11 protein-coding genes are annotated in these 12,194 nt (G+C 62.3%); 2 read left to right on the top strand and 9 right to left on the bottom strand.

Annotated features, from left to right (window positions below; genetic code table 11):
* Positions 1–28: 28 nt before the first annotated feature.
* The 6 genes from ACLFKU_RS35055 to ACLFKU_RS35030 form a co-directional block, all read right to left on the bottom strand.
* Entirely contained in the window at positions 29–235 is a 207-nt protein-coding gene (locus tag ACLFKU_RS35055) for a hypothetical protein (RefSeq protein WP_184251901.1), read from the bottom strand.
* Between the two features lie 86 nt (positions 236–321).
* Positions 322–2,643 (bottom strand): AAA family ATPase, encoded by a 2,322-nt coding sequence (locus ACLFKU_RS35050; protein WP_410852202.1) that lies wholly within the window; start codon positions 2,641–2,643, stop codon positions 322–324.
* The gene (locus ACLFKU_RS35045) at positions 2,631–3,254 is read right to left on the bottom strand and encodes a hypothetical protein (protein ID WP_410852201.1); all 624 of its coding nucleotides are present in this window, start codon (positions 3,252–3,254) and stop codon (positions 2,631–2,633) included. Before ACLFKU_RS35045 ends, ACLFKU_RS35050 begins: the two co-directional genes overlap by 13 nt.
* A gap of 184 nt (positions 3,255–3,438) precedes the next feature.
* Positions 3,439–4,845: a metallophosphoesterase family protein gene (locus ACLFKU_RS35040; RefSeq protein ID WP_410852200.1), complete on the bottom strand. Its 1,407-nt coding sequence runs from the start codon at positions 4,843–4,845 to the stop codon at positions 3,439–3,441.
* A gap of 125 nt (positions 4,846–4,970) precedes the next feature.
* Positions 4,971–6,386 (bottom strand): hypothetical protein, encoded by a 1,416-nt coding sequence (locus ACLFKU_RS35035; RefSeq protein ID WP_410852199.1) that lies wholly within the window; start codon positions 6,384–6,386, stop codon positions 4,971–4,973.
* On the bottom strand, positions 6,383–6,649 hold the full coding sequence (locus ACLFKU_RS35030) for a hypothetical protein (protein WP_410852198.1): 267 nt from the start codon (positions 6,647–6,649) through the stop codon (positions 6,383–6,385). Before ACLFKU_RS35030 ends, ACLFKU_RS35035 begins: the two co-directional genes overlap by 4 nt.
* 632 nt (positions 6,650–7,281) lie before the next feature.
* Between ACLFKU_RS35030 and ACLFKU_RS35025 the strand changes: the two genes are divergently transcribed.
* Both ACLFKU_RS35025 and ACLFKU_RS35020 read left to right on the top strand, forming a co-directional pair.
* A complete protein-coding gene (locus ACLFKU_RS35025) occupies positions 7,282–7,905 on the top strand; it encodes a hypothetical protein (RefSeq protein WP_013094720.1) in 624 nt (207 codons plus the stop codon).
* Positions 7,906–8,224: 319 nt separating this feature from the next.
* The gene (locus tag ACLFKU_RS35020) at positions 8,225–8,449 is read left to right on the top strand and encodes a hypothetical protein (protein ID WP_410852197.1); all 225 of its coding nucleotides are present in this window, start codon (positions 8,225–8,227) and stop codon (positions 8,447–8,449) included.
* Positions 8,450–8,537: 88 nt separating this feature from the next.
* Here the strand turns inward: ACLFKU_RS35020 and ACLFKU_RS35015 are convergent, their stop codons facing one another.
* The 3 genes from ACLFKU_RS35015 to ACLFKU_RS35005 are packed head-to-tail and all read right to left on the bottom strand — an operon-like array spanning position 8,538 to position 11,874.
* Positions 8,538–9,245 carry a hypothetical protein gene (locus tag ACLFKU_RS35015; RefSeq protein WP_410852196.1) on the bottom strand — a complete coding sequence of 236 codons (708 nt, stop codon included), beginning with the start codon at positions 9,243–9,245 and terminating at the stop codon, positions 8,538–8,540.
* An 18-nt stretch (positions 9,246–9,263) separates the two neighbouring features.
* Positions 9,264–10,970: an ATP-dependent helicase gene (locus tag ACLFKU_RS35010; RefSeq protein ID WP_410852195.1), complete on the bottom strand. Its 1,707-nt coding sequence runs from the start codon at positions 10,968–10,970 to the stop codon at positions 9,264–9,266.
* Between the two features lie 13 nt (positions 10,971–10,983).
* Complete coding sequence (locus ACLFKU_RS35005; RefSeq protein WP_410852194.1) at positions 10,984–11,874, bottom strand: ATPase; 891 nt, start codon at positions 11,872–11,874, stop codon at positions 10,984–10,986.
* Positions 11,875–12,194 lie beyond the last annotated feature (320 nt).

Below are 12,194 nucleotides of genomic sequence, written 5' to 3'. Positions count from 1 at the left end.
TGTTTGCGCACGAAGCCCCGACGCGCGATCAGGAACAGGTTTGCGGATGCGCGGCCGGGAAGACCAGGACGCGACCATCCTTGCAGAGAACAAAATCGCTCGGTTCGCCTCGCGGCTTGCGGACAACGATCGTCGGTGCTGGCCTGGCCGGCTCAACGTGTGCCACAGGTTGAGCCGTGCACGCGCACAGCGACGAACTGCTCGCTGCGATGAGCAGCAAGAACAGGTTTTGCATGGGATTCCTCGTTGTAAAAAAGACGAGGGAACGCCCCTGTGGGGACGTTCCCCACAGGGTCAAGAAATGGAAAGAAATGACAGCGCTCAGGCAGCGAGCGCCTCGACGTCAATGACTGCATCCGCTTCCGCAACCAGATCGGGGGTCTGCGAGATGAAAAACTCCCGCTCGTACCCGCCCTGCCGCAGCACTGCCCGCTTCATCCGCATGAACTGCAGCTTGCGCTGCGGATCGAGCGGACCATCGGACTCGTCGCTGAACAGGGTCTGGTAGGGCTGGCCAGCATTGCTTGCCAGATACAGGGCGATGCCGCGCGTCAGGCACTCGTTGATCCAGACCTTCTGGCCGCCGGACATCACCGTGACTGCCTTGGTGCTGTCGTGATCGGCGTCATGCACGAGGATTTCGAACCCCTCGCGCAGTTCACCGCTCGCCAGCGCCCGCTGCGTCTGGATCTCGACCGTGAAGCGCATGCCGTAGCATGCGAGCAACAGGTCGTTCACCATCTTCGTGAGGGCGGGGCCCGCATCGTCGATCGTCAATGCAATCACGCCTTCGTTGCCGAGGCCTCTCGCGAGCAGCTTCCACTGCGTAATCTCATCGGAGATGCGGTTCGCACGCGACTGTGTCGCGTCGAATCCCGCAAGCTCCTTTGCGATCGCCTGTAGCTCGACCTCACGCGTCGTCTGCGAGCGGATCAGTGATTCGATCCTCGCGTCGGCCGCGGTGATGGCTTCGCGGCACTGCGTTAGCTGCCGGTCGATATCGGCGATGGCACCGGTCACGTCGTCGACGCCGAGGCGTGCGACTTCCGCGTCCAGTTCCTTCGCTTCCTCCGACAGACGGGCCTGCTGCGCCTCGCGGCGTGCACGCAGCGTTGCTTCCTCGGTCCCGAGCGCGGCCAGTTCTTCACTGGCTTTGCCCAGACCCTCGGTTGCGGCATCAAGCAGCGGCTTGCGTGCGGCGAGATCGACAGCTTTCTGCAGGTCACGGCGCGCGGCCGCGATGGCATCATTGACCGCCTTCCGCTCCCCCCGTCTGCCCGCAAGATGCTGCACCTGAGGCGTCAGCAGCGCGACCTCATCGCGTTTGGCACGAAACGTCGCACGCAGATTCGTGAGCGAAATGCGGTGCTCCTGAACCTGTACGTCCGCCTGACGGGCCTGCGCAAGCAAGGGACAGATGTTATGCATCCCATGACCGGCACAGGGCACGGTACTGATCACACTCGCCTGCTGTTCCAGCGACTTCAGGAGCGTCATCTTCGACGTCCCTTCCGACTTCAGACCGTTCAGACGGGAAGTTGCCGCGGTCAGCGCAAGCTGCTTCTCCTCGAGGGCAGCAATCTCCCTCTGGATCGGCTCGACACGCGCCTCCTCGCTCGCGATACGTGCCTGGGCGGTATCACGTGCCGTGGCGGCGCCCAGAATCGCTTCACGTTGCGCAATCACTGCGTTGTGTTCCGCGATGGACGAGCGCAACGAGGTGCGCCGCTGGTTCAGGCGTGGTTCATCGGCGCGTGCGTCGGTTACAAGGACCTGCATGGCCGCCGCAATCTGGCTTCGCCGCGTGCCCAGTTCCCTCAGTCGGGTCTGCGCACCGGCATTGGCAGTCTGCCTTGCAGCGAGAACGGCGCGCTGGTCGGTCAGGGTGGCTACCTTTGCGTTCAGCGTCTCCCGGCTCTCGCGAGTCGAGGCGACGGACTGTGCATCGGAAGCGATGGCCTGATCGATCTGCGCGACGCGATCGCGTTTGGATCCAAGCGCAACGAGTTGCTGTTGCGTGGAGTCAAGCGCACGACCGAGCGCCTTCGCGACGTCGGCGGCTTTCGCCGACAGCGTGCGCAGGTCATCGATATGCAGCAGTTCCGCGAGCAGTGCCTTGATCTCGGTCGCACCATAGGAGGCGAGCGGACGCCGGTTCTGCGCAGAAAAAACGCTGGTAAAGAACGACTCCAGCGAACCACACACCGACTCGACGCACAGGTCATAGGTTTCCGCCTTGCCATCAGAGACAGTACCGTCACCTGTTTGCATGGGCTGCCAGTTTCCGTCCCCGTCGCGCCAGGCCAGGTAGTACTCAGCCTTGCCCGTCTTGCCGGGCTTGCGGAATGCGAATGACGAGCGGTACCGCACACCGCCATGCTCCCATTCGAACTCCTTGAGCGCGTGCGCGCCGTAGACGTGGTCCCAGTAAGAGAACGCATCCACCGACACTTTCGCGGCGCGCGACGGCATGATCCGGTATGGATGCAGATTGTCCATAATCGTGGACTTTCCCGCGCCGTTCGGACCGGTCAACGCGATGAGGCCTGCCGGAAGCGATTCGAGATCGAGCGTGACGGTGTCGCGCTTCATGCCGTCACGAACACCAATAAAGCCCGTCAGCGTCAGTTTCAGTGGGCGCATGTCGGCACCTCCTGAACCGGCGCATCGTACAGATAGTCCGATGGCAACCACGGCGCGTCATCGTCGTTGGAAAACATCGTTCCAACGATCGGATCAGGTACGTGCGCAGGCGGTTGAGCAGCGTTCGCAGCCGCCTGAGCGGCTACTCGGGCCGCCTCTTCCGCCGCCCTCTTTTCCAGCGACCCGTCGACGACTTCGCCAACGGTTGTGCAGACGGCGGCATAGGCCGCGCTGGTACGCCGGAGCAGCGCGTCCCAGTTGTCGACACCGGTCAGCGCGAGCAGCTCGCGTGAGCCCCACTGGTTTGCATAGCCCGTGTTGAACGACCACAGCAGGTTTTGCAGCTGCACGTCGGGCACAACGGCGAGGTCCGCCGTTGGCGCGTTGACGGCAGCAGTCAGGATCAGGAAGCGGTCCGACTGGGCAATGACAGCGCCGCGATGTTCCCCAAAGGGAAGATGAAAGATGCTCGCGCGATAGCCCGCGTGGTCGGTGAGGACCTTCTGGATCTCGCGCGGCGAGCGGTTTGCAGTGAAATGCCGGACCCATTGGGAGCCGGCGGGATAAAGACCAAACATGGTGACACTCCACAGAAGATGGGCGGAGTGCATCCCTGAGGGGATGAATCCCCGCCAGGGCTATAGAAAAATTGGATGCAGCAGACTGCGATCGATGCGTCAGGGACGCGGGTGAACCTTGTTCCGGAAACCCGCGGTCCTGTCTTAGCGGGCGGGCTTCCGGAACACAGCTGTGTTCCGCGCGAGAGTGCCATACGGGCCACTCTCACCATGGCGGCTAGGCCGCAAACAGATCGTCGTTGAGCCAATCGAGCGCCGCGGGTCTAACGGTCGCCTTCGTGTCAGTCCCGACCGGTGCGGCCGTGACTTCGTCCGCCGTCTCCAGAAATGCGGCGGGGTGCGTGAGCACCGTGGCGAGCGCCGGCATTTCAGGCGGCATTTCAGGCTGCGGTTCGGGCCCGGAAGCAAGACTGGCGAGCACACCGGCCGCGATCGCTTCCACGTCGCCGGAGGCGAGCAGCTGCAACCGGTCCTGAAGCGGGCTGGCGTCAACGCTTGAAAGTTCGCACCAGCGTGCGAGTTTCCCCTCGACGGTCGTTTCCAGACTGATGCCCTGGGCACGGCTGCGAACCACCGGCAGCACCCGCGATTCGACCTTCAGCCCCGCAGCGCCGGAAAACAGCGCCTTGATCGCTTCCCGATCGACTACCTGACGATGCTCTTCGTCCACCTGCCAGCGTACACGCACGAACTTGTCGGTCGCGTCCCCAGCGAGCTCCTGAAGCTTTGCCATGTCCGGTGGCCCGTCGAAGTCAATGCAGATCATCTGTCGCGAAGGCGTTGCGACGAGCGTTGCTGACGCGCTGGCCGGTTCAACGTCCCACGACAGATAGCCCTTCTCGCCCTCTTCACCGTAGTGAAATCGGCCGATCGAGCCCGGATATGCGACCAGCCTGCCGTCGCGCTCCCACTGCTGCTCCTTGTGAATATGGCCCAGCATGAAGCCATCGCATTCGGCTTCGAACAACGCAGTGAGCGAGAACTCGTGATCGAATCCCGCCATCGTGACGCCGTGCTCGGTGGTGCAGCCGTTGACTGTGCCGTGCGAGACACCCACCGTGCGAATCCCCGCTGCGCGAAGCTGCCTGTTCACCCGGCCCGCCGCCGCCAGATATGCGGCGAGCACATCGCCCAGTCCCGTACCGGCCTCGAGCGCGCCAACGCTCGCAGCCAGTTGGCCCTTGTTGACCGTGGGCAGGCAGGTGAACACCACTTCGGGCATGACGCCGATGAACTGACGCAGTTCGTCATCCGAGAAGACAGGTCCCGTCGATGCCCAGAAACGCCCATCGACGAGCGCGACCTGAGATACGCGATCCGCAACATGGATCTGATGAACGCCGCCCATGAGGGCGAAGTTATCGAGCGTGCCCGGTGGCTCATGCGAGAACGTCCCCTGCAACATGAGCACAGGCATCGCGTTGGCAAGCCGGTGAATCTGGGTCGCGAGCGCGTGCAACGCCGGCGCATGGGCATCAAGCCGGTGATCGGTCGAGTCGCCGGAAATCACGCCAACCTGCGCGCCGCTGTCGATCGCATTGCCAACGGCAAAACTGAAGCAACGGTCGGACTCGACCAGATTGTCCGGCGCGTAATGCAGGTCAGAAAATTGTGCGAATTTCACTTTCGCCTCCAAAAATGAAAACGGCTGCCCCACGGCAGCCATTGTTGGAATGCGCGCCCGGGAGGGACGCAGGAACGGGAATTGAAAAAGCCAGCCCCGAAGGGCTGACGGAAAGTGTTGACCGGTCAGTCGAAGAATTTCGTCTGCCTGGTCGCCGCGATCTCGCGATCGAGTGCTGCGCGATCAGTCAGTGCCGTCTCCAGACGCCCGTTCATGCTGTCGACATCCTGCGGCCGCTCGACCCATCCGCGTCCATAGGTGGTGTGCGCAAAGAGCCGGAAATCATCCTTCCGGTCTTCCGCGCTTAACCCGAGACGCTTCAGCAGGTCCGACATACGGTCCAGCTTGTCGGCGAGCGTTTCGACAACACCGTCCGCGCTGACGTCAGTTTGCGATGACGGCGGGTTCGATGCATGACCCGGTTCGGCACCGCTTGCAACCTGCACTGCAACCTGTACCGGCTGTTGCTGCCCGGATGCCTGTTGGTCTGCCATCGGGTCGCTGTGGTCGACAGAGCTCTCACCGCGCGTTCCCTCAGCAGCAACGGCGACTGCGACGCCACCCCCAAGGGGAACAACGTTGCCACCGGCCTCGAGCAAGGCAACTGCCTGTGCGGCCGCTTCGATTGCCGGCACCGCATCATCGGCGCCGTCAAGCAGCGCACCGATGTCGATGTCGGCGTCGAGCACCGTGAGCAGCTGCTTTGCCCGAACCGCTTCGCCGTTTTCGTTGATGCGCGTGATGTCGAACTCGCGCTTCGTAATCCAGAATCGCGTCCCGGTCAGTTTGCCTCTGGCAAGCTGCAAGGTCTGCATGGCCGAATACGCCTTCTGAAGCACGTAGATCGAATTCGTCGGCAACTCGATGAGCCCCAGACCCTTGATGTCCGGCACAGCGAAGATGAAACTCGCTGACAGGTTGCAATGTCGCGCCTGATACTGCGGACACTGTTCGGGGTCACAGATGCCATCAGGAATCGCTTCATCCTGCCGCCGGATGACCGTGCGGCCGCCGAAGTGCCGAACCGCGCGTTGCGCCCGCTGATCCCGCTCCATCTTCGCGTACGTCATGCAATAGCGGATGCTATCGCGTTCGTACTGCGAGAAGAACTTGCGACCATTGGTGCCGTACACGGCCATCTGGTTGGGCAGGTTCTGCATCCAGTCGTTGAACGCGAACAGCACCGGAAAGCGGAAGAGCCTGAGACCCTCGCCACGATCCTCGCCATACAGCCTGAGGATTTCGTCGGCGACGTCGGGATTGGTGAAGTCCGAGCGGCGACACGTGAAATACGGTGTGTTTTTGGGCGCGAGTGCGTTTTTCAGGTTGCACTTCGATTCGATCACCTTGCCGATCGTGTCGAACGAATCCCCCGCCGCAACCATGTCGTTGTAGATCTCAACGGCGCGACTGTTGGCTCGGGCTTTCGATGTGAGCACCTTGATGCCTGGCCGGATGTGTCCGATCACCGGCGGGCGCAAGGCCCGTTCTTCAACGACACTGCGCACAGGGCCGTTGAGCATGCTGGGAACTGCATTCATGATGGTTTTCTCGCAAGGAAAAAGATTGCCGTAGTGCGCAACTCGCTGGCTGACTGCTCCAGTGCGTGCGCCGCCGCCTCGCCGCGGCGTTCAGCAACATGTGAAAGAAAAACGCGGCGCTCGGGATGGCTGAACGTCGCGAACCGTGCTACCTCGCACCGCGTGCGCCATGCAGGCGATGCGGTATCTGCAGATGCGCGTTCCTGGGCGATCGTGTCGCTGATCGCTTCGGCGATGCGCTGGTCAAGACGGTCGGGAAGCATGGAAGACCTCCGTACGGGACAGGAACTGAAGGACGAAAAAAAAGCGCGTTCCTCGGTAAGAGGAGCGCGCTTCGGGATTCGGATGAAATGACCCGAGCGCCACAACCCTCCGGGGTCGTGGCGCTCAGGGAGCCGTGAGGCTCACAGTCGGGAACGTTAGGTCGTTCCCGCGCAGCATGGTCACGCTGCGCAACAGCCCATTTTCGGAAAATTCATTCCGCCGCAGGATCACGGATCAGTCCACTACGATCGTTCTACCCAGACGGGCTCTGGAGAGAGAACACCCGAATGATCCGGGCCCGAACGATGTCGCGGCGCAAATGAATGCGGCCGGCGACGAGTTTTATGACTGAATGAATGGGGAGCGCGGGCTAGGCGCTCATCAGCAGAAGATTCCACACCAGTTGCCGGCTGGTCGGAGCATGCGCAGGGCACGACTTGGACAGAAGATGGACTCCGGGCTAGCCGGGTCAGTGTCGATGCGTCAGGGACGCGAGAAGTAGAGTCAGTATTGCCCAAAACGCTGCCGCAAATCCCCCGAAAGATCACGAAAACGGCATAGCTTTTGCCTGAATTCGTCAGAGGACTCGCGTTGACAATGGACGGTGAGAGAGACCACATCCGAATAGACCATGGCCGCAGTCCTTGAACTTTCCCCCGAGCCCGACCGGCAGCCGGAAGGCAACACCGGTCGTCCAGCGCTCAGTGTTGCCACACCTGCTTCCGAGGCACCCCCGTCAGCATCCGGTAGCGGCCTGAAGCCCATCGAACGCCTGACGAGCGACGGCCGCATTGAGCGGATCAATCCGGAGACCGATGCGAAAACGGTGCTTCGGTACAGCTCGCAGTTCGCCCGAAACTACATCAGGTCCGACTACAACTTCTGCGCGTCGAAGATTGCCGTCGCGCGCGGAGGCAAGGTCAAGGCTCTGGAGAAGGCGTTGCGCGACACCTCGAACTGGCTCGGCAAGACCGATGAATGGCTGGCCCGCCACGAAGCGCGTCGGCTCGAAATGCCGCACGAACTGATCGAACTGACTGTCACGCGTCCGCTCGCTGGTCTGCTGGTGCGATGCCTGACGCAGTATGACCGGATCTTTGTGCGATCCACCGAGCGGATGATCGAGCGAAAGATCACGGACCAGGATCGCGCAAACATTCTCGCGAACGCGGAGCGCCGGCTCAAACACATCGTACAGGTGTGCATGCCCGACAACGACCAGTACGACTTCGACGGCCAGCGCCGCGAAAGCTGACTGCTTCGACCTCTCACGCCTACTTCAGATCGCGGCCCACTTGACTTCGTGGCCGCATGGGTACGCTCGACTTGTCACCCTGTGAGGAACATATGGATCTACGGCAAATTCAGGCACTGCACGCCCAGTATTCGGGGCAACCCGTCGTCATCGACATCACCCGCCACACCGCCGCGATGCCGGCGCTACCGGCACCCGAAGGCGGCAAATCCCTACGCTCCCACAGTGCCGCAATGACCGCGGCACTGCGCACGGCAACACGACCACTCTTAGGAGCGAGAGCGCCTTTGTCGGCCGCGCCCTGTTTATCGCACCGGCCATGGTCGACGGGAACAAGGCGATGGTTTCGGTCAGCGTCCAGGACACGGAATTCGTCGGCAAGTCCGAAGACGGTCCAGCCGACTGTCGTTCCGAGGTCGTGAATACGAAGGGTCTGATCGTCGAAAAACGCAACGTGGTGGTAGCAGATGGCCAGACTATCGACGTGCCGCTCGGCGACGCACATTATCGCCTCGCGCTAAAGCTTCACCACGCGGACCTGTAATTACCGGGCCACGATAGAACAAAGGGCGCTCCCGTCAGGGAAGCGCCCTATTTTTTTGCATGTGCGCCGGACCACGTCCGCGTCCACGTCATAGCGGTGCAGGAGCCCTATGGAAAAGCGCACGATAGCCCGGCAGGTTGATGAGAGATCGCTCCCGATCAACCGCCAGGCCGCGTGCCTCAAACCAGGTCGCGAGCCAGTCGATGGCTCTTTCGAGTGCGTGCTCGTTCGCCTCAGAGGCGAAGCGAAGTGCGTGGTGACCCAGCAACGCGGCATACTGCGCCGAATTGGCCAGAAAGAAAAACGGCGACGCGACACGGGCACGCTGCCACGCCAACGCGAACAGCTCCGCGATCTCGCTGGCCTCCAGTAACGGGACCTGATCCTCCCCGATGTCCGTCACCATCGCCAGATTCATCGGCGACACGAACTGCCGGTCGGGTCGCGCGCCAACCTTTGCGAACACCGGCCTGTTCTCCGCGTGCCAGGATTCCAGCGCGTCCGTTCCGACCCAGACTCGTGAGCGCAGGTTCTCGTTCAGCCATGTACGGCATTGCGGCTGGCTCACGAGCGAAAAGCCTGCAACGGCGAGCGGCGCCCAGTCATCGCGTCCGACGGCGAGGTAGGAGAAGTCGCCGTCGCTGTACGAATAGCAGAGGGCATCGAGACTTGCCCTGTCGAACTCAAAGGCCGATGCCCGGTGTCGATGCGGCGCAACCGCTGGCACGACGACCTGCGAGGCGGCGTCAACAGGCATGAGGGATGGGACAAGCCTGCGGAGCAGTCGATCGAGCATGGAAACTCCAGATATTGATCAGCGTGCTTCCGATTCGATGACGAATCGCGACACGGGATTCTTCTTGATCGTGGCGATGACAAGGCTGTCACGCGCCCGTGTCATCGCGACGTAGAATAGGCGCCGCTCCTCCGATTCGGTGCTTTTCTCGTCCGGTACGACACCCTCTTCGGCGCGCGTGATCCAGACGTGGTCCCACTCCAGCCCTTTCGAACTGTGCATCGTGGTCAGCACGAGCGCGCCGTCTGCGGGCTTGTTGTTGTCCCGTTTGAGATATTCGATCCGCTCGGCGAACGTGCCGTTCAGTCGCGACAGCACGTCGTACGTGCCCTGGATTGCGCGAATCGCCGGATCGGCCTTCGCATAGGTCATCATCAGTTCCAGCACGCCATCGAGCGCAAGCGAATAGAACTGGCGCTCACACATCAGTTGCCATTCGCCCAGGCGCTTCATGAACGCGCGGTACGCGGTGGCCGTCTCTTCGGGCAGACCTAGCGCGACCAGATCCTTTTTCTGTCGTTGTACAAGCGCCGAGCCCATGTCGCGGTGCAATGAGCCTAGGTGCGCAGAACTCATTCCCATGTAGCCCAGAACCGCATCAAGCCCGTTCTGCTTGCGGCCTTCGACGATTTCGAGCAGATTGCACATGAGCGCGCCCTGCGGCCGGTTCAGTACCGAACTGCCGGACGCACGGAAGTACGGGACGCCGTGCGAGCGGCAAACCGCTTCGATCGGATCAAGGATACGGTTCGTGCGGGCAAGAATGGCGCACGACTTGCCGGACGCGAGCAGCGGTTGCAGGAATTCGACTGCGGCAACGGCGTCTGCATATTCGTCGTCGGACCGCTTCGTCGCGACCGAGCCGCCGGCGCCGCGTTCGGCCTGCAGCACCTTTGGAATGCGATCGGCGTTATTGCGGATCACCCGGTCGGCGGCCGAGAGGATTTCGCTGCGGCACCGGTAATTGCTGCCCAGCACGACGCGTTGCGCATTGAACGACGCCGCGAAGCTCTCCATCCCGCGAAAGCCGAGCGCGGCGCGGAAGCCATAGATGCTCTGGTCATCGTCACCCACGACCGTCACCTGTGCCCCCGCTTTCGCATGAAGCTCGACCCACCGGTACTGCAACGGGTCAGTGTCCTGGAATTCGTCAACGAGCAGATCGGTGAAGCGGTACGGTTTGATATCGCCCGCCTCCATGCCTGCAACCGCGAGACGCAGCATGTCCTGGAAGTCGATCTTGCCGTTGCGCTCGAGCGCTGCCTGATAGGCCTCGTAGAGTTGTGCATCGGCGGTGCCGGCCTCGAAGCGACCAAAGTTGGTCTTGATCCGCTCGATCACGGGCACGACTTCTTCTGGCTTCCATTCGAGGCCGAGTTCGGCGATGACACGGGCAATCAGGCCCATGCGATCGCCATCGGATGCGATGTCCCGCCGTTTTCCGCCGGGCTGGCCCAGCTGACGGAATGCCAGCGAGTGGAAGGTGCCCGCCACCAGCCGGGACTTTGCCTGCGCGCCCGAGAGCGCCAGGATGCGATCGCGCAGTTCCACCGCAGCGTCCTTGCTGAACGTGACGGCACCGACGATCGCGCCAGGCTGCGACAGGAGGAGCGCAGCCTTGGCGGCAATCGTCTTCGTCTTGCCCGCGCCCGGACACGCGATCGCGACGCAGTGCCGGCGGTGCTCGGCAACCTCGCGCTGCTGGGGATTCAGGCCGTCAAGCATGATTGCGTCGCGCCTAGCGGCCGCGCACCGTCGTCATCAGGCGCAGGTGGGTCATATACCCACGCACGCCAATCGGATGGAACTTGCGCAGGAAACGCGCCGTTTCCTCGTCGACGTCCGACTGGTCGCGAATGCCGTTCCAGATGAGAAAGTCGAAGTTGTCCATCACCTTGTCGAACTTCATCAGCAGCGACAGCAGACGCATCGAGAAACGCGAGTACGCCTCGACCTCGATGGCGAGCGACGGCTTGGTCACGGTCGGGGCGAAAACGATGTCGCCCCGGTCGCGCAGTTTCCGCTCGGACTTCTCGCGGAAGTCCTTGGCCACGCCAAGCTGTTCATCGACATACGCTTCGAGCTCGGCAACCTGCTTCTCGAGCCACGAAGTGACCGTGTCCTGATCCTCAGCGCCGAACGTCGAGCGGCCGAAGCGCTGCATGTTGATGCTCATGCGGTTCAGGTACGGCCACCACTGTTCGAACAGCGGCTTCAGGCGGGTGTGATTCAGCCGCACTGTCGCGGCCACTACTGCCGCGCCGGAAAGCTGGCGCGCCATCAGTTCACGGCCGATTTCCCGGCGGCGTCGCACGATCGCTGCGCGCTCGGCGGGAGACAGCTCGCGGAACAGCTTGCGCGTACGGGCGACCTGCTCACGCTTTTCCTCGGCTTCGGACTCGCTGATCATCCCTTCCTTCTGAAGGGTGTTTGCCGCGTCTTCCATCTGTTGCAGCTCGAGTTCGATCTCGCCGCCGTCCGCGCCATCCGTCGTCGTGGCACTTTGGTCTGCCGCCGAAACACTTGCGGCATCAGCACCGGTAGCCGAGTTTTCCGCTGCTGCAGGGATGTCGGTCGCCGACGGCTGGCTCGCGGCTTCGGTATTCGTCTCTTCGGAGATGGTGCTCATGTAGGGTGTCCTTTGGAAAGGTGCACGCGCACGCGCGCGGCATGTCCCTATTGTTGCGATCCTCACGTCACCCGGACCGTCAAAACATGTGTGATTTGAAGCATCTTTCTGACCAGTTGATGAGCCGGATGGAGTTTTTGAGTTCCATAGGCCGCGGCGCAACGGACGGGGCATTCGCCTATTTGAACCGGATGGAGCGGCGGTCCCCACAGCGGGCTGGGGAGAGTCTGATCGTCTCTGTCAGATTGCGGGTCTGGGCGTTGTAGGTCCAGCGGGCAAACTGCACAAGAAGACCGTTGTTTTCCGCGGCGAGCCGCTGG

The sequence above is a fragment of the Paraburkholderia sp. EG304 genome (assembly GCF_046543485.1).
GTDB lineage: Bacteria > Pseudomonadota > Gammaproteobacteria > Burkholderiales > Burkholderiaceae > Paraburkholderia > Paraburkholderia youngii.
Note: the sequence above shows the minus strand (reverse complement) of the source record. Positions and strands in the feature narration are given on the sequence as shown.